The sequence below is a fragment of the Kitasatospora sp. NPDC052868 genome (assembly GCF_044547105.1).
Classification (GTDB): Bacteria; Actinomycetota; Actinomycetes; order Streptomycetales; family Streptomycetaceae; genus Kitasatospora.
Map to the genome: position 1 here is coordinate 761,539 of NZ_JBITZW010000001.1, position 26,676 is coordinate 788,214.

Here is a 26,676-nt window from a genome sequence, read left to right on the forward strand (position 1 = left end):
TCCTCCCACCGTTCACTGTGCTCCTCCCACCGGCAGCCAGACGGCCAGCCGCCATGTCGTCCCGTCCTCCGTCGGCCCGGCCTCGCAGCCGCCGCGCAGCACCGCCGCCCGCTCGCCGATCCCGCGCAGCCCCCGGCCGCCGCCCGGCCGGCTGGGGCGGGTCGGGCCCATCGGACTGGTCAGTTCGATCTGCAGCCGGCCCGCCGCCAGCCCCACCCGCAGCCGGGCCGGTGCGGACCCGGCGTGCCGCAGCACGTTGGTCAGGCCCTCCTGCACGATCCGGTACGCCTCGCGGGAGACGCCGGCCGGCAGCCGGTTCAGCCCGGGGGCGAGGTCGGCGTCGACCACCACCCCGGTGCGGCCGAGCTGGCGCAGCAGGTCGCCCAGCCCGGCCAGGGTCGGCCCGCGGTCCGGTGGATCCGCCCGGTCCTCCTCGCGCAGCAGGCCGAGCACGGTGTCCAGGTCGGCGACGGCCGCCCGCGCGGTCTCGCCGATCGCCTCCAGCGCCTCGGCCGCGAAGTCCGGGTCGGTCCGCAGCACCCGGGCGGCGGCCGAGGCCTGGATGCCGACCGCGCTGAGCGCGTGGCCGACCGAGTCGTGCAGTTCGCGGGCGAGCCGGTTGCGCTCGGCGAGCACGGTGGCCCGGCGCTCGGCGGCGGCCAGCCGCTCCTCCGGGGTCGGGCCGAGCAGGACCGGCGCCCAGCGGGCCAGCAGCGCGCCGAGGGCGGCGCTGGTGCCGACGATCAGCAGCAGCAGGGCGAGGCCGAGCAGCGGGGCCGGCAGCCGGCCGGGGAGGCCGCGGTCCTGCCAGAACGCCACCGCGTCGTTCACCGCGGGCCCGCCCAGCGGAGCGATCAGCAGCACCACCGCGAACGGCGTCCCGGCCAGGGTCATCCCGCTGACCACCCCGCCGAACAGCACGTGCAGGACGTAGAAGGCGGCGGTCCGGCGCCGGGCCGCCCAGGACCTGGCCGGGCCGGTGGACACCTCCTCGGACCGCTCCGGCGCGCAGAGCGCCCGGGCGGCCGCCCCCTCCAGCGACCGGACCGTCGGCACCAGCGCGGTGACGGCGGCCATCGGCAGCGACAGCGCGAGCGAGGCGAAGTAGAGCAGGATCTGGACGGGCTGCCCGTGGCTCGGGTCGAGCGCCCCGAGCAGGACGACGGAGAGCATCCAGTACGGCATCAGCAGCGCGCCGCCGAGCACCAGGTGCACCCAGCGCAGCCGCGCCCGCCGCCCGAGCAGGGCGCTGCCCGCCCGCCGTGCCCCGCCCACCATGCCCGTGCCCGCCCCCGTGCTCACCCGGTCGACTCTACGTCAGCGGCCCCGGCCCCCACGGAGCCTGCCGCCGCCCGCTCGACCAGGGCGACCGCACCCACCGCCAGCACCAGCAGCCCGGTCACCACCTGGACGGACTCCACCAGGGTGAGCAGTCCGGGCACCGCCCGGCGCAGGTCGGTCACCGTCGTGAACGTCCCGTAGGCCACCAACTGCCAGGAACCCCAGGCGAACAGGGAGCCGCCCGCCGTCCACGCCACGGCCAGCGGTACCCGCAGGCGCCATCGTGGCCGGGCCCGGAAGACCAGGAGCGGCAGCGCCGCCGCGGCGGCCACCGCCATCATCGCCGTCACGCAGTCCATGACCGCCACGCCCCGGCCGCGCTCGTCCGCCCACTCGGCCGGCAGCCCGGCCGTCCCGCCCGCCGCCCAGTACACCCGGGCCACGGCGACCCCGAGACCGAGCAGTGCGGCCACACAGGCGAAGGCACGCTGGACGGTGAGCGTGGGGGAGTCGGGCAGCCCGCCGATCCGGTCGCGCAGCAGGCCCGCCCAGCGCTGCCGCGCGTACAGCAGGAAGGCGGTGATCAGCGCGACGCCCTGGACGGCGAACCCGCCGTACACCACCGGGAACACCCAGCCGGCCGGCCCGCCGCCCGCGCCGTCCTCGGCGCCGGAGGTGTCCTCGGGCCCGAGCACCAGCGGGCTGAGCAGGAACAGCGGCAGCGCCACCAGGATGGTGCCGAGCAGCCCGGTCGCCACCCACATCGGGAACGCCAGCAGCCCGGCCGGCGCCCGCCGCCCCCACGGCCGGACGAAGGCGAGGGCCAGCAGCACCGCGATCGCGTCCATGCCGAAGCTCAGCAGGTTCACCAGCCAGAGGTCGTCCAGCTGGTCCGAGTCACCGGCCCCGACGGAGTGGCCGGTCAGCCAGAGCAGTTTGAGCGACAGATACGGAAGGGTCGCGGCGACGGCCACTCCGGCCGCCGCACCTCGCACCCTGCCGACGGAGGTCGTTGAGGTCATGCCCCCACGCTCCCGCGGGCGGGCCGCGGCCACGTCCCCCCACCACACGATCCGCCTCCCCCTGTGGGGGGATCCGGCGGTCCGGTCCTCCACCCGGCGGGCCCGCCCTGGCGGGGCCCACCGGGTGGTGCCGGTACGGCTCAGGGGAGGATCGGCTCGCAGCCGACCGCCTTGCCGCCGGCGGTGAGGAACTGCTTCCACAGCTCGGCGGTGTCGGGGAAGAGCGTCCGGTCGCCGAGCAGCCTGAGCTTGAAGTACGCGGGCCTGCCCTGGCAGGTCACGACCACCTCGTCGTTGTTCGGAAACGAATGGCCCATCGTCCAGTGGGCCCTGCCGAACGCGACCGGGGTGTCCTTGTCGAGGTTCGGCGCCCGGAGCCGGGGCTCGGTTCCGATGGTGAGAACGGCGGCGGTGCTGTTCTCACCGAGCCCGACCTCACAGGCCCAGAGCGGGTCGAACGCCGTGCTGGCCTGCTGCTTGTATCCCCGGGCAGCGGACGGACCGCCGGGGACCGTCAGACCGGGCAGGCCGCAGACCTCGCCCGCCGCCAGGTCCTGCCTCGTCCCGGCGGCCGACAGGACCTTGGGCGGGGGCAGCCTGGACTGAGCGCAGTCGCGCTGCGCCGCGATCCCGTTGGCCGCCGCCACCGCGAGCCGTGCGAGGCCGGCGTCGCCGACGGAGTCGTCCCTGGTCATGGAGACCCGGGTGTGCAGTCCGCCGCCGCAGGCCTCCGGCAGGATCGCCCACGCCCGGGCGCCGGTGCTGCCACCGGACGAGCCGCCGTTGGCCGCGGCGCCGAACAGGCGCGCGGCGGGGTCGGCCTCGGAGACGGCGGTGTCCAGGTCGGAGCGGAGCCCCACCTGAACCGACCGGTGGCTCTGACCGAGGAACCCGGAACCCACCGTCGCGGTGCAGGACGACGCGTTGCCCTGGAACGGTGTCGACCCGCCGTTGTCCTCCTCGCTGATCCGCCCCGGTCCGAGGGCGTCGTGCAGGGCGTCGGCGCTCACCGCACCGCCGCAGACCGTGTCCGGCCCCAGTACGTTCGTCAGGCCGTACAGCAGCGCCCCCGAGACGCCGGCCGTGATCGCCACGAGTACGGCCGCCGCCCGCAGGCGCAGCCGCCCGGTGGTGAAGCCCCGTCGGGCGAGGGCCTCGTCGGCTCGTTTCAGCGGCCCGTCGGTCTGCCCGAGAGGGTGGTCGGGAGGTGTCGATGGCATGGTCGTCAGCCCCTTCCGAGTGCCTCTAGGTAGGTCCGGTTGATCGAGGTCGAGTAGTTCTGCGAGGCGCCCTCCATGAGTTGCTGGGCAACGCTGCCGGAGGCGTTGAAGTCCTGCTGGGACATGGGCGTGTCGGCGTAGGCCTTGACTTCGAGCATGGACTTCAGCTGCAGCTGTCCGGCGCTGAAGCCCTTGCTCAGGTCGCCTTGGGCCTTGGTGTCGAGCTCGGCGTTGGCCTTGTTCGCCCAGTCCGCGGTGCCGACGTCGACCATCCGCTGGGCGATGTCACCGACGGGGAGCAGGCTCAGCCCGGGGACCCGCAGCATGTTGGCGGGAGTGCCGATGAGGTGGTAGTCGATCTTGGATTGCCAGTTGTTCTTGAACTTCTGGTCGTCGCGGTGGTCCATGACGGCGTCGGCTCGGACCCCGTCCAGAGCGCCCAGGGCCTGCCCCGACTCGTCCATGAAGCTGGCGAACTTGGCCTGGGGCCGGCCGGTCTGATCGGGAGTGAAGGCCTCGGGGCCGAAGGTGTCCATGCGGCGCGCGATTTCCGCCGTCTCCGCCAGGTGGATGGTGGAGAACGCCTCGGGATCCTCGGTGACACCGCGGATGGTGCGGAGCAGCTGCTCCCGGCTGAACGTCAACCCGTCGGGCTGGGTGCGGCCGCTGATCTCCCTGCCGAGGATGTCGTGCACGTCCGGAGCGTAGTCGGCGATCATGCCCGCCAGCGGCACCCGCAGGGCGGCGGGGAGGTTGTTCTCGGCACCGGCCTTGTCGCCGCCGAGGGTCGCTATGGTCTCGTTCATGATCCGTGACATCGCCGCGTCGTGCGGGCGGGCCGGCGGCTGGTTTCCGTGGGGGTCGCGGCCGGTGGTGGCGGCCTGCAGCGCGTCGCCGAACGCGCCGCGGGAGCTCCCCCGGGCGAGGGAGTCGAGCTGGTTCTGCTCGTAGCCCTGGTTGGGCCACTTCCGGTCCTTGAGCAGGTAGTCGAGGTTCTTGCCGTTCTCGGGGTCGAGGAACCCCTTGGCCGCCTCCGGGTTGCGACTCATGGCCCGCAGCAGGCCGCCCATCGGGTCGCCCTGCTTGCCGGTGATCGCGGTGTAGCCGGGACCCCAGAGCTCCTCGCCCTTGAGCCTGCTGTGGCGTTCGAAGTCGACCAGGTCGTTGCCGACCTTCTCCAGGAAGCCCTTGTCGAAGTTCCCCCGGGCTCCCATCAGTTCGGTCAGCGCCGGGTAGTTGTCGTTGAACCCGGCCGCCGAACCGCCGGGCTTGCGGGCGGCCTTGACCAGATCGTCCTCCCAGACCTGGCCCATGCCGTGGTCCCTGGTGGCGGTGGCGAGGACCTGCGAGAGGCTGCCGTAGACGTCCTGGTAGCCCTTCGCGTTGTGGTCGCCACGCCCGAGGTCGCCGTAGATCCTGGTGTACTCCAGCAGCGCCTCGGGGCCGCTCCTGCCGCCCGCGTTGAGGCCGTTCAGCAGGGTGGTGGAGAACTCCTTCGACTCCGCGTTGCCGGCCATCAGGGCCTGCAGCTGCCTGAGTTCGGCGTCGGAGAGGCTGCCGCCCTTGGACATCAGGTCCTTGGCGCGGTTGGCGTCGGCGGTGTCGCCGCCGCCGTACGGGCGGGCGTTGAAGGACGTGGTGCTGGTGCCGACGTCGACCTGCAGCGCGGACGAGGCGCGCTGGTCGGCCGCGGTGGCCTTCTCGACGGCCTTGGTCAGGCGGTCGGAGACGGCCTCGGCCTTGGCCTTCATGTCCAGGTTGTACTGCTTGGAGAGCTCCGCGCCGTCAGGCTCGTTGCGGGTGCCCGGCATCGGCGGCCAGTTGACGGAGCCGTCGGCGGAGACGTTGAGCTTCTGTGCCTCCGCGTCGTGGACCGCGTTGTCGACGTCCTTGCGGGCCGCCGTGAAGTCCGCCGCCGCGTCGCGGATGATCGCCGCGAGGGACTTGGCGACTCCGGCGGCCTGGGTGAAGTCGGTGTCGATGGTCTTGAGGGTGCGGCCCGCGTCGTCGGCGGCCGCGCCCTGCCAGCCGGCCCGCTGCGGGGTGTTGGTGAGCTCGGTACCGACCCGGGTGTCGAGCGACTCAAGTGCCTTGGCCATGTTGGTCCAGGCCTCGGCCGTCTCGGTGACGCCGGAGAAGTCGGCCTCGCGCAGTTCCTTGAAGGACACCATGCCTCTGAGCTCCTCTCTGTGTGTTCTGCGTGCTCTGGGTGGCCTCGGTGGCCTCAGTGGCCGAACTGGCCGGCGGTGGCGTGCTCGTTGGCCTGGTAGCTGCGCTGGGTGCTGTCGAGGTTGTCGGCGGTGCCGGTCAGCCTGTCGTGCAGCGTCCTGCACTGCTGCAGCCAGTGCTCGGTGGAGCCGGTGAGGGCGCCGCCGAAGGCGAAGCCGCGGATCCTCGTCGAGGCGGTGCTCGCGTGCTCGGCGAGGTTGTTGCCGCCCTTGCCGTTGGCGTTGTCGAGGTCGGTGGCGATCTGCCGGGCGATCCCGGCCGAGGCGCCGAGCTCGTAGGGGTGGTCGAGCCGGGTGGTGGGTGCGACGGGGGGCGGGCCGGGGGACGGGTTCGGGGTCGGTCCGGCCGTGAACGGCGAGGTGCCCGGGGCGCTGATCGGGATGACGGTGTCCGGCGCCGGACTGCGCGGGGCGCCCGGCGGCGAGGCCGGTGCGACCGGCCCGGTGGTGAACCCTGGATTGCCCATGAGTGTCCTCTTCTCTCTGTCTCCGGCACGAGGCCGGACCCCTCCGACGGCAGGACGGCCGGAGCAGCCCGTGCGTTGGTATACCGACGCACCGTCCGTGGCAGTGGTTGCGCGGAGCGCATCAGGGGTTCGTCAAGATCCCGGGGGCGGGGACGGCACCCCGGCGCGCTTGGTCCGAGGGTCTTGTTACCGGCGGGTCGCTTCCCTATCATCGCGAGTGTTACAGCTTTACTGTCAAACCTCCGAAGGGGGCGGTGGCCCGTGCCTGGCGCAACCAGCCCCGGCCCGCTGGCCGGGGTGCGGGTGGTCGAACTCGCGGGAATCGGCCCCGGGCCCTTCGCCGCCATGCTGCTCGCCGACCTCGGCGCCGACGTGGTCCGGGTCGACCGGCCCAGCCCGTCCCCGCTGGGCGTCGAGCCCGCGTACGACCTCACCAACCGCAACAAGCGCTCGGTGCTGATCGACCTCAAGTCCCCCGAGGGGTCGGGCCGGGTGCTGGACCTCGTCGAGCGCGCCCAGCTGCTGATCGAGGGCTACCGGCCCGGGGTGGCCGAGCGCCTCGGCGTCGGCCCGGAGGCCTGCCTGGCCCGCAACCCCGCGCTGGTCTACGGCCGGATGACCGGCTGGGGCCAGCACGGCCCGCTCGCCGACCGGGCCGGCCACGACATCGGGTACGCGGCCGTGGCCGGGGTGCTCGGCATGATCGGCGCCCCCGACGCCCCGCCCGCGATCCCGGCCAACCTGCTCGGCGACTACGCCGGCGGCTCGCTCTACCTGGTGGTCGGACTGCTCGCCGCCCTCCACCACGCCCGCACCACCGGCGCCGGCCAGGTGGTCGACGCCGCGATCGTGGACGGCGCCGCCCACCTCACCTCGATGCTCTGGGGCCTGCTCGCGGCCGGCCACTGGCAGGACCGCCGGGGCGTCAACCTGCTCGACGGCGGAGCCCCCTGTTACGGGGTGTACCGCGCGGCGGACGGCGGCCACCTCGCCGTCGGGGCGCTGGAGCCGCAGTTCTACGCCGAGTTCGCCCGCCTGCTGGAGCTCGGCCCGGACGCGCCCGCCCAGTACGACACCGCCCGCTGGCCCGAACTGCGGGCCCGGATCGCCGAACGCTTCGCCACCCGCACCCGCGCCGAGTGGGAGGCCGTCTTCGCCGGCTCCGACGCCTGCGTGGAACCGGTCCTGACGATGGGTCAGGCCGCCGCCCACGAGCACCTGGCGTCCCGCGGCACCTACGTCGAGGCGGACGGCATCACCCAGCCGGCCCCCGCCCCGCGCTTCTCCGCCACCCCCGGCGCGCTGCGCCGCCCGCCGGCCCGCCCGGGGGAGCACACCGCCGAGGTCGCCCGCGACTGGGGCGTGCCCGCCCTGGACTCCGAGGCCCGATAAGGAGCTTGCCGTGCAACGCGACATCTACACCGAGGAGCACGAGGACTTCCGCCGGACCGTCCGGTCGTTCCTCGCCAAGGAGGTGCTGCCGCACTACGACCGCTGGGAGCGGGAGGGCATCGTGGACCGCTCCGCCTGGCTCGCCGCCGGGCGGCAGGGACTGCTCGGGCTCGCCGCCCCCGAGGAGCACGGCGGCGGCGGCAGCGCCGACTTCCGCTACAGCGCCGTGCTGGCCGAGGAGTTCGCCCGGGCCGGCGCCTCGGGCCTGGCGATCGGCCTGCACAACGACATCATCGGCCCGTACCTCACCTCGCTCGCCACCGAGGAGCAGAAGCACCGCTGGCTGCCCGGCTTCTGCACCGGCGAGCTGATCACCGCGATCGCGATGACCGAGCCCGGCACCGGCTCCGACCTCCAGGGTATCCGCACCCACGCCGTCGACCAGGGCGACCACTACCTCCTCAACGGCGCCAAGACCTTCATCTCCAACGGCATCCTCGCCGACCTGGTGGTCGTGGTGGCCCGGACCACCCCCGAGGGCGGCTCGCGCGGCCTCAGCCTGCTGGTGGTCGAGCGCGGCATGCCCGGCTTCGAGCGCGGCCGCAACCTCGACAAGATCGGCCAGAAGGCCCAGGACACCGCCGAGTTGTTCTTCGAGGACGTCCGGGTGCCCAAGGAGAACCTGCTCGGCGAGGAGAACCAGGGCTTCGTGTACCTGATGCAGAACCTCGCCCAGGAGCGGCTGACCATCGCGGCCGCCGCCATCGCCGGCGCCGAGTACCTGGTCGAGATCACCACCGAGTACGTCAAGCAGCGCGAGGCCTTCGGCCGCCCGCTGGCCAAGCTCCAGCACGTCCGCTTCGAGATCGCCGAACTCGCCACCGAGTGCGCCGTCACCCGGGCCTTCGTCGACCGCTGCATCACCGAGCACAACCGCTGGGCGCTCACCCCGGCGGACGCCTCGATGGCCAAGTGGTGGGCCACCGAACTGCAGAAGCGCACCGCCGACCGCTGCCTCCAACTCCACGGCGGCTACGGCTACATGTCCGAGTACCCGGTCGCCCGCGCGTTCACCGACGGCCGCATCCAGACCATCTACGGCGGGACGACCGAGATCATGAAGGAGATCGTCGGCCGCTCCCTGCTCGGCTAGGTGCCCCCGCCCCTCGCCCCGCCCCGGCCCCCTCGCCCGGCCACCCTCCCCCGCCCGGGTCAGACCCCCCGAAAGGCTCTCCACCGTGACCACCGAAGCGTACGTCTACGACGCGATCCGCACCCCGCGCGGCCGGGGCAAGGCCACCGGCTCGCTGCACGGCACCAAGCCGATCGACCTCGTCGTCGGCCTGATCCACGAACTGCGCCGCCGCTTCCCCGGGTTGGACCCGGCGGCGGTGGACGACATCGTGCTCGGCGTGGTCAGCCCGATCGGCGACCAGGGCTCCGACATCGCCCGGATCGCCGCCATCGCGGCCGGCCTGCCCGACACGGTGGCCGGCGTCCAGGAGAACCGCTTCTGCGCCTCCGGCCTGGAGGCCGTCAACCTGGCTGCCGCCAAGGTCCGTTCGGGCTGGGAGGACCTCGTCCTGGCCGGCGGCGTGGAGTCGATGTCCCGGGTGAAGATGGGCTCCGACGGCGGCTCCTGGGCGATGGACCCGATGACCAACTACGAGAACCACTTCGTCCCACAGGGTGTCGGCGCCGACCTGATCGCCACCATCGAGGGCCTCTCCCGTACGGACGTCGACGCCTTCGCCGCCGAGTCCCAGGCCCGCGCCGCCAAGGCCCAGGCGGACGGCCTCTTCGACGGCTCGGTCGTCCCGGTCCGCGACCGCAACGGCCTGGTCGTGCTGGAGCGCGACGAGTTCATCCGCCCGGGCACCACGGTGGAGAGCCTGGCCGGCCTCAAGCCCTCCTTCGCCGGCATGGGCGAGGCCGGCGGCTTCGACGCCGTCGCCCTGCAGAAGTACCACTGGGTGGAGGCCATCGACCACGTCCACCACGCGGGCAACTCCTCCGGCATCGTGGACGGCGCGGCCCTGGTCGCGATCGGCAACCGCGAGATCGGCGAGCGTTACGGCCTGCGCCCGCGGGCCCGGATCGTCTCCGCCGCCGTCTCCGGCTCCGAGCCCACCATCATGCTCACCGGACCGGCCCCCGCCACCCGCAAGGCGCTGGCCAAGGCCGGGCTGACCGCCGCCGACATCGACCTGGTCGAGATCAACGAGGCGTTCGCCGCCGTCGCGCTCCGCTTCATCCGCGAACTCGGCTTCCGGCCCGACCAGGTGAACGTCAACGGCGGCGCGATCGCCCTCGGTCACCCGCTCGGCGCCACCGGCGCGATGCTCCTCGGCACCGTGATCGACGAGCTGGAGCGGCGGGAGCTGCGCTACGGCCTGATCACCCTCTGCGTCGGCGGCGGGATGGGCATCGCCACCATCGTCGAGCGCGTCTGAGCCTCCCGTCCGCGTCTGAGCCTCCCGCCGCCCGCCGCCACCTTCCAGCGGCGCGTCGCGCGGCACCCCCTTCTCTTCCCGGCCTTCCCTGGAGACGAAAACCCATGTCCGACACCACCATCCGCTGGGAGCAGGACCAGGACGGCGTGGTCACCCTCGTCCTCGACGACCCCACCCAGTCCGTCAACACCATGAACGACGCCTTCACGGCCGACTTCGAGGCCGCCGTCGAGCGCCTGGCCGGCCTCGGCGACGGGCTGCGCGGCGTCGTCATCACCTCCGGCAAGAAGACCTTCTTCGCCGGCGGCGACCTGCGGATGCTCTCCGCCGCCCGCCCCGAGGACGCCGCCGCCGTCTTCGAGAAGTCCCTGCGGATCAAGCGCACCCTGCGCCGGCTGGAGACCCTCGGCAAGCCGGTGGTCGCCGCGGTCAACGGGAGCGCGCTCGGCGGCGGCCTGGAGATCGCCCTCGCCTGCCACCACCGGATCGCCCTGGACACCCCGGCCAGCCGGATCGGCCTGCCCGAGGTCACCCTCGGCCTGCTGCCCGGCGGCGGCGGAGTCGTCCGCACCGTCCGGCTGTTCGGCATCACCGACGCGCTGCTGAAGTTCCTGCTGGAGGGCCGCCAGTACCGGCCCGCGCAGGCGCTCCAACACGGACTCGTCCACGAACTCGTCGCCACCCCTGAGGAGTTGACCGCCCAGGCGCACGCCTTCATCGCGGCCAACCCGACCGCCGTCCAGCCCTGGGACGTCAAGGGCTACCGGATCCCCGGCGGCACCCCCGCCACCCCGGCCCTCGCCGCCAACCTGCCGGCCTTCCCGTCCAACCTGCGCAAGCAGCTGGCCGGCGCGCCCTACCCGGCGCCGCGCAACGTGCTGGCGGTGGCGGTGGAGAGCGCCCAGGTGGACGTGGACACCGCGATGGTGATCGAGGCCCGCTACTTCACCGAGCTGGCCTGCGGGCAGACCAGCAAGAACATGATCCAGGCGCTCTTCTTCGACCTCCAGGCCGTCAACTCCGGTGCCGGGCGCCCGAAGGGGATCGACCGGCGCGAGGTGCGCAGGGTCGCGGTGCTCGGCGCCGGCATGATGGGCGCGGGCATCGCCTACACCTGCGCCGCGGCCGGCATCGAGGTCGTGCTCAAGGACGTCACCATCGAGGCGGCCGAGCGCGGAAAGGCCTACTCCGCAGGCCTGTTGGAGAAGGCGGTGGCCCGTGGCCGGTCCACCGAGGCGCAGCGCGAGGAGCTGCTCGCCCGGATCACCCCGACCGCCGAGGCCGCCGACCTGGCCGGCTGCGACGCCGTGATCGAGGCGGTCTTCGAGAACCCCGAGCTCAAGCACAAGGTGTTCCAGGAGATCGAGGGCGTCGTCGCACCGGACGCGCTGCTCTGCTCCAACACCTCCACGCTGCCGATCGGCCTGCTCGCCGAGGGGGTCGTCCGCACCGCCGACTTCATCGGCCTGCACTTCTTCTCGCCGGTCGACAAGATGCGGCTGGTGGAGATCATCCGCGGCCCCGGGACGGGCGACGAGGCGCTGGCCCGGGCGTTCGACCTGGTCCGCCAGATCAACCGGACGCCGATCGTGGTGAACGACTCGCGCGGCTTCTTCACCTCCCGGGTGATCGGCCAGTTCATCAACGAGGGCGTGGCGATGGTCGGCGAGGGCGTCGACCCGGCCTCCGTCGAGCAGGCCGCCGCCCAGGCCGGCTACCCGGCCAAGGTGCTCTCGCTGCTCGACGAGCTGACCCTCACCCTGCCGCGCCGGATCCGCGACGAGTACCGGCGGGCCACCGAGGCGGCCGGCGGCAGCTGGACGGCCCACCCGGCGGACGCGGTGGTGGACCGGATGGTCGACGAGTTCGGCCGCCCGGGGCGCAGCGGCGGCGCGGGCTTCTACGAGTACGGCGAGGACGGCCGGCGGGGAAGGCTCTGGCCCGGTCTGCGCGAGCACTTCACCTCGGCCGACTCCGCCGTGCCCTTCGAGGACCTCAAGGAGCGGATGCTCTTCAGCGAGGCGCTGGACTCGGTGCGCTGCCTGGAGGAGGGCGTGCTGACCTCCGTCGCCGACGCCAACGTGGGCTCCATCCTCGGCATCGGCTTCCCGGCCTGGACGGGCGGGGTGTTCCAGTACATCAACGGGTACGAGGGCGGCCCGGCCGGCTTCGCGGCCCGGGCCCGCGAGCTCGCCGCCGCCTACGGCGAGCGGTTCGCGCCTCCGGCCCTGCTGGAGCGGATCGCCGCCGAGGGCCGGACCTTCACCGACTGACGGGTGCCCGGCCGGGCGGGTCGGTGTCCTCCGCGGAGGGCGCCGACCCGCCCAGCTCCTCGCGCAGCGAGCGCTGGAACGCCGTGACCAGCGCCTGCGCCACCATCGGCTGGATGTGGTCCGTCAGCCCCTTCATCCGCTCCAGCTCCGCCGGCTCCGGCCCGCTCTCCCGGTAGGGCCCCCACACCGTCTCGCGGAACAGCCGCTGCAGCTCGTGCGCCGTCGCCCGGCTGTGCTCCAGCACCACCGCGCGGGCCGCCAGCAGGGTCTCCAGCGGGATCGGCACGTCCAGGATCCGCACGCCCAGCGGCAGCAGCCCCGGATCGACCCGGAACACCTGCGGGTCCGCCGTCCGCTCCAGCGCCCCCATCGCGGCCAGCCGCTCCAGCTGCTGCTCGGACAGCCCCTGCCCGGCGCGGCGCTCCAGCTGCGCGCGGCTCAGCTCCTCGGCCGCCTCCGGCGTCCACGACGCGACCAGCGCCCGGTGGATCGCCAGGTCCAGCGGCGTGCTGTCCTGCGGGAGCCGGGCCAGGTAGCGCTCGATCGCGGCCAGGGTGAGGCCCTGGCGCTGGAGCTCCTCGATCAGCCCGAGGCGGTCCAGGTGGTCGGGGCCGTAGAGGCCCACCCGGCGCGGTCCCAGCTCCGGCGGCGGCAGCAGGCCCTTCGTCCCGTAGAACCGCACCGTGCGCACGGTCACCCCCGCCCGCGCCGCCAGCTCGTCCACCGTCAGCCGCACCTCCGCCGCCTCGGCCCCCATCCGCCCCGCCTCCGCCTCCGTGTACCACCACTGCTGTAACAGCAAGAGTGTGACACTGCGCGCCCGGCCGGTCCACCGTCGCGGGGCGGCGGCGGCCGGCTCCGGGTGCGCCCTGGTGTAGCCCCTCCACCCGTTGGGTCCGAACCCCGCGAAGAGCGGGGCCGGCAGGGCGCGGTCAGCGCGGGGCGGCGTCGGCCAGCTCGGGGTGGTGGCGGCGGGTGACCTCGGGGTGCGCCCTGGTGTAGCCCTTCCACTCGTTGAGTCCGAACTCCGCGAAGAGCGGGTTGGCCGGATCCTCGGTCGCGCCGGGGGCGTGGTGGGCGAGCGGGAAGTCGAGCGGGGCGATGTGGGCGTCGAGGCGCGGGTTGTAGAAGAACGGGACGGAGAACCGCTCGCGGGCGCCGGCCGGGCTGACCACCCGGTGGCTGGTGGCCTTCAGGTAGCCGTCGGTGGCGACCTCCAGCAGCTCGCCGAGGTTGACCACGAAGGCGCCCTCCAGCGGCGGGACCTCCAGGAAGGAGCCGTCCGCGCGCTCCACCTGCAGCCCGCCGACGGTGTCCTGGAGCAGCAGGGTGATGAAGCCGTAGTCCTTGTGCGCGCCCACGCCCTGGCCGCCGCCGTCCGGGGCGGTGCCGGGGTAGCGGACCAGCTTGAGCCGCAGGTGCGGGTGGCCGGCGAAGACGTCGTCGTAGAAGTCGGGGCGGGCGCCGATCGCGGTGAGCAGCTCGTGCAGCAGCCGGCGGGCGACGGCGCCGAGCCGGTCGATCCAGCCGAGGGCGGCGGTCCGCAGCTCCGGGAGCCCCTCGGGCCACTGGTTGGGACCCTCCAGCCACCAGTAGGCGGGCTCGCTCGGGGAGGGGACGTGCGGGGGCAGCTCGGCGCCGATGTCGAGCTGGTCGCGCCAGTCCCGGCTGCCTCCGGTGCGCTCGTCGCCGGTGCGGGTGTATCCGCGGTAGTGCGGGGAGTTGAGGTTGGCGACGGCGAGGCGGTCGGCCTCCGGGAGGGCGAAGAAGGCCCGCATGGCGGCGGTCAGGGCGGCCGTCTCCGCCGGGGTGACGCCGTGGCCGACGAGTTGGAAGAACCCGACGTCGGTGGCCGCGGCGCGGAGCTCGTCGTGCAGCCGGGTGCGGTCCTCCGGGCTGCCGTCGGCGAGCGAGAGGTCGATCACCGGGAGGTTGTCGAGTCCGGAGGGCGCCGTCCGGGCCGTGGTCTCGGTCGAGGTCTCGGCCGTGGTCGCGGTCGCGGTCTCGGTGGAGGGGGTGGTGGGGTGCTGCTGCGTCATGGGTGACATCCGCTGGGTCTCGTCCCGGCCCGTCCCGGTGATCGACCGGGGGCTCCGGGGCCGCGCCTGGTGCGGCGGGTGCTCCGGGAGCCGGGAGGGGGGACGCGGCCTGCTGTGGCCGCGTTTGAGGGTGGGAGGCGCGAGGTTCAGCTGGAGCGTCGACAGGACATGCTCGTGACGCGGAGCAGGTCCACGTGGCGGCGGCGAACGAGTATGAGCACGTCACCAGCCTAGATGACGGTCGGAGCGGCGGGGAGACCCCGGGTCACCCTCTTGTCGTGAACCTGCCGGAAAGCCCCCGGCCGCCCCCGGCCGACCCGTGCGCCGGGTCGGCCGGGGGTGGTCCGGAGGCGGCCCAGGGGGCGGCCCAGGGGTCGGCCCGGCGCGCTCAGCGGTGGCGCAGGTAGGCGGCCGCCGTCTCCCGGAGCCGGTCGTGCAGGCCGTCGTACGCGCGGGCGCCGCCGAGCAGGGCCTTGGGCAGCTTGGCGACCATCGTGTAGTTGGTGTCGCAGACGTTCGCCGCCGGTGCCAACCCGGCCTGGCTGACCAGCTGGTAGGCGTCCAGCTCGTCCAGTCCGACCAGCTCCCCGGTCCAGCGGACCAGGTCGTGCTGGCTGATCCGGAAGGCGTCCTCCAGCGGCCGGGCCGAGCCGGTGGAGATCAGGTACCGGTCGCTCTCCAGCCGCGGCCAGGCCGGTCCGCCGCCCTTGACCAGGTCGACCACCACCGTGGTGCGCATCGCCGTCTCCACGGCCGTCCCGCACACCTCGCCCTCGCCCTGGCGGGCGTGCCCGTCGCCGATGGCCAGCAGCCCGCCGGGCACGTTGACGCCGAAGTAGGCGGTGGTGCCGGCCCGCATCTCGGGGGTGTCGAGGTTGCCGCCGTGCGCGCCGGGGGTGATCGACATCAGGGTCTCGCCGCCGGCCGGGGCGACGCCGACCGTGCCGTGCATCGGGTCCAGCGGCAGGTCGGCGGTGAAGTCGCCGTTCCGGGCCCGGAACCGGCAGACCCCGGCCGCCCGGTCCAGCTCGTACACCCAGACCCGCTCCTCCAGCGGCGCGTGCAGCATCGCCGTGGTGTGGGTCGCGGTGAGCGCGCCGAAGTGCGGGAAGGTGCTGGAGACCCCCCAGTCCCGGGCCGGAGTGATCTCCACGAAGTGCACGGCGAGGGTGTCGCCCGGTTCGGCGCCGGCCACCGCGATCGGGCCGGTCACCGGGTTGAGGTAGGGGAACTGGCAGACCGCGCTCGGCAGGTCGCCGATGCCGCGGACCCGCCCGCCGAAGCAGTCCTCGGTGGTCAACTCGACCACCGTGCCGGGCCGTACGGTCACCAGCGGGGCGCGTCCGCCGAAGGTGTAGGCGTACTCGTCCGGGGCGGGGGAGAGCGAGACGGCGTCGGGCGGGTTCACGGGGTCTCCTTGACGGCGGGGGAGTCGGTCGGGTCGGGGGAGGGCGCGCTGCCGGCGGTGTCCTCGGCCACCGCCAGACGCGGCCGGCGGCCGGTGAGCACCAGCCCGGTCAGTATCAGGGCGCCGACCGCCAGCCAGGCGAAGCCGAGCCGCTGGGCGGCGATGTCCGCGTTGACGACCACATAGGCCAGGATCGCGAACCCGGCGGCCGGTGCGACCAGGTGGCGCCACCAGTCCCGGCTGCGGCACCGGACCAGGTAGTGCACCACCACCGACACGTGCAGGACGAGGAAGGTGGTCAGCGCGCCGAAGTTGACCAGGCTGGAGAGCAGCGTGATGCCGTCCTCGCGCGAGGCCGTGTAGAGCCCGAGGACCAGGGAGACCCCGGCGGTCAGCAGGGTGGCGTTCACCGGGACGCGGTGGCGCGGGTGGACCTTGGCGAGGAACGCGGGCAACTGCCGGTCGCGCGCCATCGCGTACAGCAGCCGCGAGGTGGCCGCCTGGGCGACCAGCGAGTTGGCGAACCCCCAGGCCACGGCGGTGGCGGCGGCCGTCACCGTGGCGAGCCAGCCGCCGGCGGCGGCCCGGGCCGCGTCGTAGAAGGCGGTGCCGTCCGGATCGCCCCGGGCGATCAGCGCCTGCGGATCCGGTACCAGGAGGGAGGCGATCCAGGTCTGCGCGATGAACAGCGAACCGGCCAGCAGCAGCGCGGCGACCATCGAGCGGCCGATCGCCCGGGCGGAGTCGCGGTTCTCCTCGGAGAGGGTGGAGATCCCGTCGAAGCCGAGGAAGCTCAGCACCGCCACCGACACCGCGCCGAACACCAGACTCCACGAGAAGGTCTGCGGGTTGTAGACCGGAGTGAAATCGAAGCCCCGGCCCTCGCCGGCCGCCAGCGCCGCCAGCCCGAAGCCGATGAACACCACCAGCACGACCAACTCGCCGATCAGCATGGCCTTGTTGACCTTCGACGTCATCTCGATGCCGAAGTGGTTGACGGCGGTGTTCAGCAGCACGAAGCCGACCAGCCAGAGCCAGACCGGCACCGCGGGCACCAGCGAGTTCATCGCCACCCCGGCGATCAGGTACAGCAGGCCGGGTACCAGCACGTAGTCCAGCAGGATCATCCAGCCGGACAGGAACCCGACGGGCGCCGCGATGCCGCGCCCCGCGTAGGTGTACACCGAACCGGCCATCGGGAAGGCCCGCGACATCTGCGCGTACGACAGGGCGGTGAACATCATCGCCACCATCCCGAGCCCGTACGCCAGGGCGACCATGCCGCCGGAGCCCTGGAAGACGCTGCCGAAGATGCCGAACGGCGCGATCGGCACCATGAACACCAGTCCGTAGACCAGCAGATCGGTGAAGCGCAGGGAGCGGCGCAGCTCCTGTCTGTAGCCGTAGCCCTCGATGCTCTGGGGCGCGGGTGCTTCGGACATGGGGGCTCTCCTCCGTGACGTGACGACCCGGGTGGTGGGGGAGACAGTAGGGCCAGTTATTTCCAAATGGAAGAGTTCTCGGGGGGTCCGCGACTTGTGGCCTCAGGACAGCACGGTGAACCCGAGCCCCTCCGCCCGCGCCAGGTGTACCCGCTCCCGGGCCGGCCCCAGCGGCGCCCGCGCCCAGGCCCGCCGGACGGCCGCGCCCTCCCCGTGCAGCAGCCGCGCCGCCGCCCGCGCCAGACCGCCGGTCGCCACCAGCTCGCCGCGCGACCCGAGCGCCGCCAGCAGGTGCAGCCCGTCGTACAACCCCACCGCGTACGCGTCCAGCACCGGCGCGTACGGTCCGAACACCGCCCGGTGCCGCTCGGCCAGCCGCAGCCGCCGCTCCTCGGCGAGCGAGACGAACGACGGCATCACCGCGTACAGCGTGCCGGTGTCGTCCCCGCCGTACGCGACCAGGCTGTTCTCCTCCAGCGCGCCGGACAGCCGCACCAGCCGCCGGTGCAGGCCGCTCCGGCGCAGCGCCCGGTTGAACCGCACCAGGTCCGCGCCGATCAGGCTCAGCAGCAGGGCGTCCGCACGCGCCGCCCGGAGCGCGTCCAGCAGCGGCTCCAGCGCCCGCTCCGCCGTGCCGAACGGCAGGTGCCGCTCCAGCACCACCCCCGCCCCGGCCCGCGCCACCGCCGCCCCGGCGGCCCGGTGCACCGCGCGAGGCCAGATGTAGTCGTTGCCGATCAGCGCCCAACGGCGCAGCCGGTGGCGGGCGGTGAGCCGCTCGATCACCCCGTCCAGCTGCCGGACCGGGTCCGCCCCCGTGCAGACCACCCCGGGCCGGCGGGTCCCGCCCTCGTGCGGCGGCGTGAACACGTACGCGGCGCGCCCCGAGGCCACCGCCTCCACGGCCCGGTGCACGTCACTGGAGTGGCAGCCGGCCACCGCGTCCACCGCCCCGGCGTCCAGCAGCAGCGCCACCTCCCCGGCCACCGCCCCCGGCGGCCCGCCGCCGTCCACCAGCACCAGCTCCAGCGGCAGCCCGCGCACCCCGCCGCCCGCGTTCACCTCGTGCGCGGCCAGCAGAGCCCCGTCCAGCGCCGAGGGCCCGGTCAGCCCCAACGGCCCGGACTGCGGTACGACCAGGGCGACCCGAAGCGCCGGCCCCTCCCGGGGGAGGTGCAGCGCGTCGAGCGGTTCCAGCAGCTTCACGTCGGCGCTCATTGCCTGCGAGTATCGTCAGGCCGGCGGATCCGGCAAGCGGCAGGCACCGCAACGGCGAAAGAGGAACGGCGATGACACCACCCGGCACCGCCCCCGCCGTCGTCGACCAGCCGCTCCTGATCGAACTCCTCACCGTCGCCCAGCGCCGGCTGGCCCGGGGCCTGGCCGCCCAGCTGGAGGCCGAGGGCTGCACCCTCGACCAGTGGCGCGTCATGCGGGCCCTCGCCGCCCACGAGGGCGGCTGTGCGATGGGGGAGCTGGCCCAGGCCCTGGCCATCCCGCAGGCCAGCCTCAGCCGGGTGGTCGACGCCCTCACCGAGGCCGGCTGGGCCTACCGCCGCCAGGACGAGCAGGACCGCCGTCGGGTCACCGCCCACCTCTCCCGCCGCGGCCGGACCAGGCTCACCCGCCTCGACGCCCTCGCCGCCGCCCACGACGCCGCCGTCCGCGCGGCCTGCGGCACCGCCGACCCCGGCCCGCTGCTGCGCCACCTCACCGAGGCGTAGCACCCCGGGGTGCGCTGTTCCGCGGCCTGCCGGTCCGGGCGCGGTGCCCGCCGCCGTGGGTATACCCGACAGGTGCAGGCACGGCCGCGCCGGAGAAGTGAGACTGGGGCCCATGAGTCCACAGGTACCCACCACTGCGCGCCAGGATCTCGGAGAATTCCTGCGTGCCCGGCGCGCCCGGCTGCTGCCGGAGGATGTCGGACTGCCCACGTACGGCGGCCAGCGGCGTGTCCCCGGGCTGCGCCGGGAGGAGTTGGCGCAGCTGGCCGGCGTGAGCGCCGGCTACTACACCCGCCTCGAACAGGGGCAGAGCCCCAACGCCTCGGACGCCGTACTGGACGCCGTCGCCCGGGTGCTGCGCCTGGACATCGACGAGCGGGCCCATCTCTACGCGCTCGCCCGCCCGGTGGAGCGGCCGCGCAGGCGGGCGGCGCGGCCGGAGCGGGCGCGGCCGACGGTGCAGATGATGGTCGAGTCGCTCCGGGACGTCCCGGCGCTGGTGTTCGGCCGCTTCCTGGACATCCTCGCCTGGAACCCGATGGCGCACGCCCTGCTGGCCGGCCACCTCGACCTCACTGCCCCGCAGCGGCCCGCCGACCGCCCCAACCTGGCCCGGATGCTCTTCCTCGACCCGCACGTGCGCGAGCTGTTCGCGGACTGGCCGCGCCAGGTGCGGGGCGTCGTCGCCGACCTGCGGCTGATCGCCGGGCGGCACCCGGACGCGCCGGAGCTGGCCGCCCTGGTCGGCGAACTGTCCCTGGCGAGCGAGGAGTTCGCCCGGCTGTGGGCCTCGCACGCGGTCTTCTGCCCGGGCAGCGACACCCGGGGCTACCAGCACCCGGTGGTGGGCCCGCTGGAGCTGACCACCGAGTACCTGTCGCTGCCCAAGGACGAGGAGCAGCGGGTGGCCGTCTACACGGCCGCGCCCGGTTCGGCGTCCGAGGCGGGGCTGCGGCTGCTGTCCGGGCTGGTGGCCGCGGCGCAGGAGCCGGACACCGTCTGGACGGTCACCGGCCCGCCGGCCGGACCGGGCGCCGGAGCGGGCTCCGGAGCGGCCGCCGTACCGCGCCAGGACCGGGCCTGAGCAGGGCCGTTCAGGCCTCGTCCGCTCGGACCTCGTCCGCCGGGGCCTTCGCGTGCGGGAACGGGCAGCCGCCGGCCGCCGGGGCGTCCGCGAAGGTGCCCAGCTCGCCGATCCGGTAGCCGCCCCGGTAGCCCCGGACCTGGCGGTTGTCGCGGGCCAGGCTGGGCCGCCGCCGGGGCGGCAGCAGCCGGACGACGCGCCCGCGCAGCCACATGCCGGTGCGGACGGCGCGCTGGAGCAGGGCCGGCGGGGCCGGGTAGCCGAAGGCCTCGCGCAGCGGGTCGTCGAGCAGGCAGACCGAGGAGAGCCGCATCGAGGGGCGCAGCGGCACCGGGAACCAGGAGGCCATCAGCCCGAGCGTCGCGTCGGAGACCTCCCGGCCGCCCGGGTCGAAGCCGAAGTGCTCGCGCTCGTAGTCGTCGAGCAGCCGCTCGAACTCCTCGAAGGTCTCCGGGATGCCGCTCAGGCCCATGTGGCGGCCGAGCTCGCGGTAGTAGTTGGTGGTGGCACGGATCTCGTGCCGCGAGTACCGGCGCCAGCCGTAGTCGTCGAGCCAGCGCTTGGGGACCACCACGAAGGTGGCGAGCACGTACAGGTACTCGTCGTTGGAGATGTCGTACCGGCGGTGCATCTGGTTCATCCGCCGGATCGCCTCGCGGCCCTGCGCCGAGCCGAAGCCGTGCTCGACCACGGCCTCCAGGATCAGCGTGGTGTCGTCGTACCGCTTCTGCGCACGGTCGGTGAACTCTCCGGTCTCCGCGAGCAGCCGCCCGATGCCGGGGACGGCGTAGGTGCGGTAGAGCGCGAAGCCGAGCGACTGGACGGTGTCCCAGGGGAACTCGTACCAGCTGCTGATCCGGTAGATCTCGGTGAACTCGGTCTCCGGGTCCATCCGCTGAATCTTCTTCAGCCAGTCGTATCGCTGCACCCTCCGACCATAGGGTCCGGTCAGGTACGGGTCAACGCGGCCCGGAGCGGTCCGCGGGCGTCGCTGCACCCCCGCCCGGTCGGCGCCCGCTAACTTTTTTTTCGAGATCCCCGCCAGGGGTGTCGAAATCGCGGGGCGTGCTTCTACCTACCCGTGAGAGCGGCCCGCACAGGGGCGCCGCAAGGAGAGACGGAGCAGGACCATGAAGTACATGCTGCTGATGCAGTTCAGCGAGGCGACGGCCGACTTCCCCAGGATCGACGAGTGGAAGCCCGAGGAGATCCAGGCGCACATCGGGTTCATGAAGGACACCAACCGCAGGCTCGCCGAGGCCGGGGAACTGGTCGACGCCCAGGGCCTGGCGATGCCGGAGACCGCCAGGATCGTCCGCTCGCACGCCGGCGGCGCGCCGGTGGTCACCGAGGGGCCGTTCCCGGAGATCAAGGAGTGGGTGGCCGGCTGGTGGATCGTGGACTGCGAGACCGACGCCCGCGCCGTGGAGATCGCCGCCGCCGTCTCGGCCGCGCCCGGCCCCGGCGGGGCGCCGCTGAACATGCCGATCGAGGTGCGCCAGGTCATGTCGGTGCCGCCCACCGAGCTGTGAGCACACCCGACCCGGTCGCCGACGACCTGCTGCGCACCCTCGCGCCGCAGGTCGTCGGCGTGCTCACCCGCCGCTTCGGCGACTTCGCCACAGCCGAGGACGCCGTCCAGGAGGTCCTGCTGGACGCGGCCGTCCAGTGGCCGCGGGAGGGCCTGCCGAACAACCCGCGCGGCTGGCTGATCCAGGTCGCGAGCCGCCGGATGACCGAACTGGTCCGCAGCGAGCAGGCCCGCCGGCGCCGGGAGGACCTGGTGGCCGGGCAGACGCCGGCCGACCGGCAGACGGCGCCGCCCGCCGACGCCGCGGACGAGGGCGCCCAGGACGACACCCTGACCCTGCTCTTCCTCTGCTGCCACCCCGCCCTCCCGCCCGCCTCGGCGATCGCGCTCACGCTGCGCTCGGTCGGCGGCCTCACCACCGGGGAGATCGCCCGCGCCTTCCTCGTCCCCGAGGCGACCATGGGCCAGCGGATCACCCGGGCCAAGCAGCGGATCAAGGCCTCCGGCGTGCCGTTCCGGATGCCCGACGCCGCCGAGTGGCCCGCCCGGCTGGACGCGGTGCTGCACGTGCTCTACCTGGTCTTCAACGAGGGCTACGCCAGCAGCGCCGGCCCCGAGCTGCGGCGCGTCGAGCTCGCCCGGGAGGCGATCCGCCTCGCCCGGGCCGTGCACGCGCTGCTCCCGGACGACGCCGAGGTGGCCGGCCTGCTGGCGCTGATGCTGCTCACCGAGGCGCGCGGCCCGGCCCGTACCCGTCCGGACGGCGAACTCGTCCCGCTCGCCGAACAGGACCGCACCCGCTGGGACGCCGCCGCGATCGCCGAGGGCACCGCCCTGATCACCGCCGTCCTGCCGCGCGGCCCGGTCGGCCCCTACCAGGTCCAGGCGGCCGTCGCCGCCGTACACGACGAGGCCCGGACGGCGGCGGAGACGGACTGGCCGCAGATCCTCGCCCTCTACGGGGTGCTGGAGCGGATCTCCGACAATCCGCTGATCATCCTCAACCGGGCGGTCGCGACGGCCATGGTCGACGGGCCGCCGGCCGGCCTCGCCCTCCTCGCGGACGCCCCGCCGGCCCTGGCCGGCCACTACCGGCTGGCCGCGGTCCGCGCCTACCTGCACGAACTGGCCGGCGACCGCGAGGCGGCGGCCGCCGACTACCGTGCCGCCGCCCGCCGCACGGCCAGCCTCCCCGAGCGCCACCACCTCACCCTGCGCGCCGCCCGCCTGGCCGGCCCGCCCGGGCGCTGACCGCGGGCGGACCCTAGGACAGGAGGCCGCCGGCGTGCGCGTCGTCGGCGAGGAGCTGCCAGGAGTGGCCGGGGGTGGCGAAGGCCTCCGGGTCGACGGCCGCCACCGCCGCGTCCACCGCGCTGTGCAGCAGGGCCCGCGGGTCGAACACCGCCCACGGGCCGCCGTCCTCCCAGCGGTCCCACTCCTCGCGCAGCCGCTCGTACGTCCACAGGGCGTAGAGCAGCGCGGAGAGGTCGCGGTTGAGGTAGGCGGCGGGCTCGCCGTCGTCGTACCAGTCCGGGAGCTCCAGACGGCCGGTGGCGCCGTCGAGGGCGACCTCCAGGTCGGTCGGCCAGGAGGCGAGCGCGAAGTAGTCGCGCTGGTAGTCCCGCTCCTCGGCCTCGTCCTGCGGCCCGTCCGCCTCGCCGAAGTACTCGGGGTACTCCTCCGCCATGGTCAGCAGCGGGCCCTCGTGGACGGCGAACATCCAGCCGCCGAGCGGCAGCCCGACCTCGGTGAGCAGCCGCCGGGTCGGGGTGTGGGTGAGCCCGGCGGGCAGCTCGGCCTCCACGTAGCGGCGGACGGCCCCCTCGTCGGTGAGCGCGGCGATCTCCGCCACCAGCCCGGGGTCCAGCTCGTACCGGAGCCCGCCCGGTCCGCCGGGCCCGGCGCCCCAGCACAGGGCGCGCACGCGCAGCGCGGTGTCCCAGTGCGCGGGCGGGGCGGCGCCGTCGTACAGCCGCGGGTCGATGGCGCGCATCCGCCGCCCGGCGGCCGCGATCACCTGGGCGACCACCGCCGGGCCGCGCAGGCCGTCGTACGCGTCGGGCTGCCGGGCGGCCGGCGCCACCGCCTCGGTCTCGTGGATCAGGGCGGCGAGGGCGGGCAGGTCGGTGGCGAGCAGGTCGCGCCGCAGCCCGCCGTCGACCCGCTCGGCGAGGTGCACCTCCCCGGTCGCGCCGTCGAGCACCACGCTGCTGCCGCTGAAGGCGATGTGGGGGAAGTAGTCGGTCTCACCGAGGAGGTACAGCGGCCCCGCGCCCTCGCCGCCGGGCTCGTAGAGGGCAGGCCCGTCCGCCGCCAGGTCGCCGAAGTCCAGGAAGGCGCCCCGCCCGGGCAGCCCGTCCCGGACGAGGAAGCTCCGGCTGGGGCCGTGGGACAGCCCCGCGGGCAGCTCCTGTGGATCGAACCGGTACGGCCGCTGACCGGCCGCCTCCGCGTCGTTGGTGTCCATGGTGGTGGTGTCCATGGGTGCCGCCCCCCTGTGTCGGTGATTCCTGCGGCCCCGACCCTAACGGGCGCCGCGGACGGCGGTGACGCGCGCCGGTCCCGGGGCCCTGCCCGCGGCCCGGTCGCGGCCCCGCCCGCGGGGCGCCAACCGGCTGACACCCGGGGCGGGTCGGAGGCCCGTTCGCGGGGGAGGCTGGCACGATGCGCCCATGGCAGCCGGGACAGGTACTTCCAAGGGGTCGGCAACGGCGGGCTTCGTCCTGCCCACTCTCGCGGCCGGTCAGTTCCTGATGGCGCTCGACAGCTCCGTCATGAACGTCTCGATCGCGACCGTGGCCGACGACGTGGGCACGACCGTGACCGGGATCCAGGGCGCGATCACGGCGTACACGCTGGTGATGGCGATGTTCATGATCCCCGGTGGCAAGGTCGGCGCGCTCATCGGCCGCAAGCGGGCGTTCATGATCGGCTGCGCCGTCTACGGCTGCGGCTCCCTGACGACGGCCCTCGCCCCGAACCTGCCCGTGCTGCTGGTCGGCTGGTCGCTGCTCGAAGGGCTCGGGGCGGCGCTCATCCTGCCCGCGATCGTGGCGCTGGTCGCCGGCAACTTCGCCGCCGAACGCCGGCCCGCCGCTTACGGGCTGGTCGCCGCCGCGGGGGCCGTGGCGATCGCCGTCGGACCGCTCATCGGCGGCATCGCGACGACCTACTTCTCCTGGCGCTGGGTCTTCGCCGGCGAGGTCGTGATCGTGCTCGGCATCCTGTTCCTGACCCGCCGCCTCACCGACGCGCCCACCGAGGGGCACCCCCGCATCGACCTCCTCGGGGCGGTGCTCTCCGCCCTCGGCCTCGGGGTGTTCGTCTACGGCATCCTGCGCTCGGGCGAGTGGGGCTGGTTCCTGCCGAAGCCCGACGCGCCCTCCTGGCTGGGGATCTCCCTGGTGGTGTGGCTGGTGCTCGCCGGCCTGCTCCTGATCCACCTCTTCCTCCGCTGGGAGGCCCGCCTGGTGGAGCGGGACCGGGAGCCGCTGGTGGACCCGGCCCTGCTGCGGAACCGGCAGCTCACCGGGGGCCTGGTGATGTTCTTCTTCCAGTACCTCGTCCAGATGGGCGTGTTCTTCGTCGTCCCGCTCTACCTGTCGGTCGCGCTGGGCCTGTCCGCGCTGAAGACCGGCGCCCGGCTGCTGCCGCTCTCGCTGACCCTGCTCGCCGCCGCGGTGCTGATCCCCCGTCTGCTGCCCGGCATCTCGCCGCGGCGGGTGGTGCGGATCGGGATCCTGCTGCTGTTCGCCGGGGCGGTGGTCCTGCTGGCGGCGCTCGACGCGGACGCGGGCGCGGAGGTCGTCACCGTCCCCCTGCTGCTGATCGGGCTCGGCATGGGCGCGCTGGCGTCCCAGCTGGGCGCGGTCACCGTGTCCGCGGTACCGGACGAGCAGAGCGCCGAGGTCGGCGGCATCCAGAACGCCGTCACCAACCTCGGCTCCTCGATCGGCACGGCGCTCGCCGGGTCGATCCTGATCGCGACCCTGACCTCCTCGTTCCTGACCACCGTCGAGCAGGACCCGGCGGTCCCGGCCGCGGTCAAGAGCCAGGCCACCGTGCAACTCGAAAGCGGCGCGCCCTTCCTGTCGGACGCCCAGCTGACGGAGGCCCTCGACCAGGCGGGCGTCGACCCGGCGACGGCCTCGGCCGCGATCGACGCGAACACCGAGGCGCGGGTCGACGGACTGCGCGCCGCACTGGCCGTCCTCGCCTTCGCGGCGCTCCTCGCGATGTTCTTCACCCACCGGATCCCGACCACCCCGCCCGGTTCGGCCGCGTCCGGTCCGCCCGCGCCGCGCTGACCGGTTCGCTTCGCCCCGGCCTCCGCTTCCGGGTCAGCGCGGGGTGGACCGGGCGACCCGGAAGCCCACGTCGTCGATCCGCAGGCTCGGGTGGCTGCGGCGGCGCGCGGAGGCCCGGCAGCTCCAGTGCTCGTCGAACCAGCCGCCGCCGCGCAGCACCCGGTAGTCGCCGTAGACCTCGGCGTCGTAGACGTCCCAGCACCAGTTCCAGACGTTGCCGAGCATGTCGTGGAGGCCCCACGGGTTGGGCCGCTTGCCGCCCACCTCGTGGATCCGCTCCTCCGAGTTGCCGCGGTACCAGGCGATCTCGTCGAGCGGTCCGTAGTGGGGCCCGGCCGTACCGGCGCGGCAGGCGTGCTCCCACTCGGCCTCGGTCGGCAGCCGGTACCCGTCGGCCGCCGCGTCCCAGGCGACGACCTCGTCCCCGCCGTCGGGGCCGAGGCGGTAGGCGGGCGTGAACCCGTCCCGCCGGGACAGGGCGTTGCAGAACCGGACGGCGTCCCACCAGGAGACCCCCTCGACCGGCAACCGCTCTCCCCGCCCGGCACCCGGCCACCGCCCGGTGACCTCCGCGTACAGCCCCTGGGTGACCGGGAGCGCCGCGAGCCGGAAGGCCGCGACCTCCACCGGCCAACTCCGCTGCGTCCGCCGGTCCGACAGCGTGACCACCCCCGGCGGAACGGCGACCATCCCGCCCAATGCGCTCGCGTCCATGGGCAGGTGATCCTACGCGCCACCCGACTCGGGCGGCCCGACTCCCCGGCGCGGGCCTTCTCGGCCCACAAGCCCTGGCTGCAAACAGCCC

The 26,676-nt window shown here is 74.1% G+C and carries 22 protein-coding genes; 9 read left to right on the forward strand and 13 right to left on the reverse strand.

Going from position 1 to position 26,676, the window contains the following annotated elements; translation table 11 throughout:
* Positions 1–12: 12 nt before the first annotated feature.
* From ACIGZJ_RS03350 to ACIGZJ_RS03370, 5 genes are all read right to left on the reverse strand, one after another.
* Positions 13–1,302: a sensor histidine kinase gene (locus ACIGZJ_RS03350; protein ID WP_396455673.1), complete on the reverse strand. Its 1,290-nt coding sequence runs from the start codon at positions 1,300–1,302 to the stop codon at positions 13–15.
* A complete protein-coding gene (locus ACIGZJ_RS03355) occupies positions 1,299–2,303 on the reverse strand; it encodes a hypothetical protein (protein WP_396455674.1) in 1,005 nt (334 codons plus the stop codon). The genes ACIGZJ_RS03350 and ACIGZJ_RS03355 overlap by 4 nt, the downstream gene beginning before the upstream one ends.
* Positions 2,304–2,443: 140 nt before the next feature.
* Entirely contained in the window at positions 2,444–3,523 is a 1,080-nt protein-coding gene (locus tag ACIGZJ_RS03360; RefSeq protein ID WP_396455675.1) for a hypothetical protein, read from the reverse strand.
* 5 nt (positions 3,524–3,528) lie between these two features.
* Positions 3,529–5,694 carry a DUF6571 family protein gene (locus tag ACIGZJ_RS03365; RefSeq protein ID WP_396455676.1) on the reverse strand — a complete coding sequence of 722 codons (2,166 nt, stop codon included), beginning with the start codon at positions 5,692–5,694 and terminating at the stop codon, positions 3,529–3,531.
* Between the two features lie 53 nt (positions 5,695–5,747).
* Positions 5,748–6,218: a hypothetical protein gene (locus ACIGZJ_RS03370; RefSeq protein ID WP_396455677.1), complete on the reverse strand. Its 471-nt coding sequence runs from the start codon at positions 6,216–6,218 to the stop codon at positions 5,748–5,750.
* A 261-nt stretch (positions 6,219–6,479) separates the two neighbouring features.
* Here ACIGZJ_RS03370 and ACIGZJ_RS03375 point away from each other — a divergent pair, with 261 nt between their 5' ends.
* The 4 genes from ACIGZJ_RS03375 (at position 6,480) to ACIGZJ_RS03390 (ending at position 12,336) form a co-directional block, all read left to right on the forward strand.
* Positions 6,480–7,610 carry a CaiB/BaiF CoA transferase family protein gene (locus ACIGZJ_RS03375; protein WP_396455678.1) on the forward strand — a complete coding sequence of 377 codons (1,131 nt, stop codon included), beginning with the start codon at positions 6,480–6,482 and terminating at the stop codon, positions 7,608–7,610.
* Positions 7,611–7,620: 10 nt separating this feature from the next.
* Positions 7,621–8,763, forward strand: a complete 1,143-nt coding sequence (locus ACIGZJ_RS03380) for an acyl-CoA dehydrogenase family protein (protein ID WP_396455679.1) — start codon at positions 7,621–7,623, stop codon at positions 8,761–8,763.
* Between the two features lie 85 nt (positions 8,764–8,848).
* A complete protein-coding gene (locus ACIGZJ_RS03385) occupies positions 8,849–10,063 on the forward strand; it encodes an acetyl-CoA C-acetyltransferase (RefSeq protein WP_387948097.1) in 1,215 nt (404 codons plus the stop codon).
* 104 nt (positions 10,064–10,167) lie between these two features.
* Positions 10,168–12,336: a 3-hydroxyacyl-CoA dehydrogenase NAD-binding domain-containing protein gene (locus ACIGZJ_RS03390; RefSeq protein ID WP_396455680.1), complete on the forward strand. Its 2,169-nt coding sequence runs from the start codon at positions 10,168–10,170 to the stop codon at positions 12,334–12,336.
* Here ACIGZJ_RS03390 and ACIGZJ_RS03395 read toward each other — a convergent pair.
* The 5 genes from ACIGZJ_RS03395 to ACIGZJ_RS03415 form a co-directional block, all read right to left on the reverse strand.
* Positions 12,326–13,093 carry a MerR family transcriptional regulator gene (locus tag ACIGZJ_RS03395; RefSeq protein ID WP_396455753.1) on the reverse strand — a complete coding sequence of 256 codons (768 nt, stop codon included), beginning with the start codon at positions 13,091–13,093 and terminating at the stop codon, positions 12,326–12,328. The two genes, ACIGZJ_RS03390 and ACIGZJ_RS03395, sit on opposite strands and share 11 nt — an antisense overlap.
* A gap of 175 nt (positions 13,094–13,268) precedes the next feature.
* On the reverse strand, positions 13,269–14,375 hold the full coding sequence (locus ACIGZJ_RS03400) for an isopenicillin N synthase family dioxygenase (protein ID WP_396455681.1): 1,107 nt from the start codon (positions 14,373–14,375) through the stop codon (positions 13,269–13,271).
* Between the two features lie 388 nt (positions 14,376–14,763).
* Entirely contained in the window at positions 14,764–15,783 is a 1,020-nt protein-coding gene (locus tag ACIGZJ_RS03405; RefSeq protein ID WP_396455682.1) for an acetamidase/formamidase family protein, read from the reverse strand.
* Positions 15,780–17,225 (reverse strand): APC family permease, encoded by a 1,446-nt coding sequence (locus ACIGZJ_RS03410; protein WP_396455683.1) that lies wholly within the window; start codon positions 17,223–17,225, stop codon positions 15,780–15,782. The genes ACIGZJ_RS03405 and ACIGZJ_RS03410 overlap by 4 nt, the downstream gene beginning before the upstream one ends.
* Before the next feature lie 102 nt (positions 17,226–17,327).
* Positions 17,328–18,443: an ABC transporter substrate-binding protein gene (locus ACIGZJ_RS03415; protein WP_396455684.1), complete on the reverse strand. Its 1,116-nt coding sequence runs from the start codon at positions 18,441–18,443 to the stop codon at positions 17,328–17,330.
* A gap of 71 nt (positions 18,444–18,514) precedes the next feature.
* Between ACIGZJ_RS03415 and ACIGZJ_RS03420 the strand changes: the two genes are divergently transcribed.
* A complete protein-coding gene (locus tag ACIGZJ_RS03420; RefSeq protein WP_396455685.1) occupies positions 18,515–18,949 on the forward strand; it encodes a MarR family winged helix-turn-helix transcriptional regulator in 435 nt (144 codons plus the stop codon).
* A 112-nt stretch (positions 18,950–19,061) separates the two neighbouring features.
* On the forward strand, positions 19,062–20,033 hold the full coding sequence (locus ACIGZJ_RS03425; RefSeq protein WP_396455686.1) for a helix-turn-helix domain-containing protein: 972 nt from the start codon (positions 19,062–19,064) through the stop codon (positions 20,031–20,033).
* A gap of 10 nt (positions 20,034–20,043) precedes the next feature.
* On the opposite strand, the gene ACIGZJ_RS03430 is transcribed toward ACIGZJ_RS03425, so the two are convergent.
* Positions 20,044–20,961 carry an oxygenase MpaB family protein gene (locus tag ACIGZJ_RS03430; protein ID WP_396455687.1) on the reverse strand — a complete coding sequence of 306 codons (918 nt, stop codon included), beginning with the start codon at positions 20,959–20,961 and terminating at the stop codon, positions 20,044–20,046.
* Between the two features lie 202 nt (positions 20,962–21,163).
* Between ACIGZJ_RS03430 and ACIGZJ_RS03435 the strand changes: the two genes are divergently transcribed.
* Positions 21,164–21,565 carry a YciI family protein gene (locus ACIGZJ_RS03435; protein ID WP_396455688.1) on the forward strand — a complete coding sequence of 134 codons (402 nt, stop codon included), beginning with the start codon at positions 21,164–21,166 and terminating at the stop codon, positions 21,563–21,565.
* A complete protein-coding gene (locus ACIGZJ_RS03440) occupies positions 21,562–22,815 on the forward strand; it encodes an RNA polymerase sigma factor (protein ID WP_396455689.1) in 1,254 nt (417 codons plus the stop codon). The genes ACIGZJ_RS03435 and ACIGZJ_RS03440 overlap by 4 nt, the downstream gene beginning before the upstream one ends.
* Before the next feature lie 13 nt (positions 22,816–22,828).
* On the opposite strand, the gene ACIGZJ_RS03445 is transcribed toward ACIGZJ_RS03440, so the two are convergent.
* Complete coding sequence (locus ACIGZJ_RS03445; protein ID WP_396455690.1) at positions 22,829–24,046, reverse strand: SUKH-4 family immunity protein; 1,218 nt, start codon at positions 24,044–24,046, stop codon at positions 22,829–22,831.
* 190 nt (positions 24,047–24,236) lie between these two features.
* Here ACIGZJ_RS03445 and ACIGZJ_RS03450 point away from each other — a divergent pair, with 190 nt between their 5' ends.
* Entirely contained in the window at positions 24,237–25,871 is a 1,635-nt protein-coding gene (locus ACIGZJ_RS03450; RefSeq protein WP_396455691.1) for an MFS transporter, read from the forward strand.
* A 33-nt stretch (positions 25,872–25,904) separates the two neighbouring features.
* On the opposite strand, the gene ACIGZJ_RS03455 is transcribed toward ACIGZJ_RS03450, so the two are convergent.
* Positions 25,905–26,585 (reverse strand): formylglycine-generating enzyme family protein, encoded by a 681-nt coding sequence (locus ACIGZJ_RS03455; protein WP_396455692.1) that lies wholly within the window; start codon positions 26,583–26,585, stop codon positions 25,905–25,907.
* Positions 26,586–26,676: the final 91 nt, after the last annotated feature.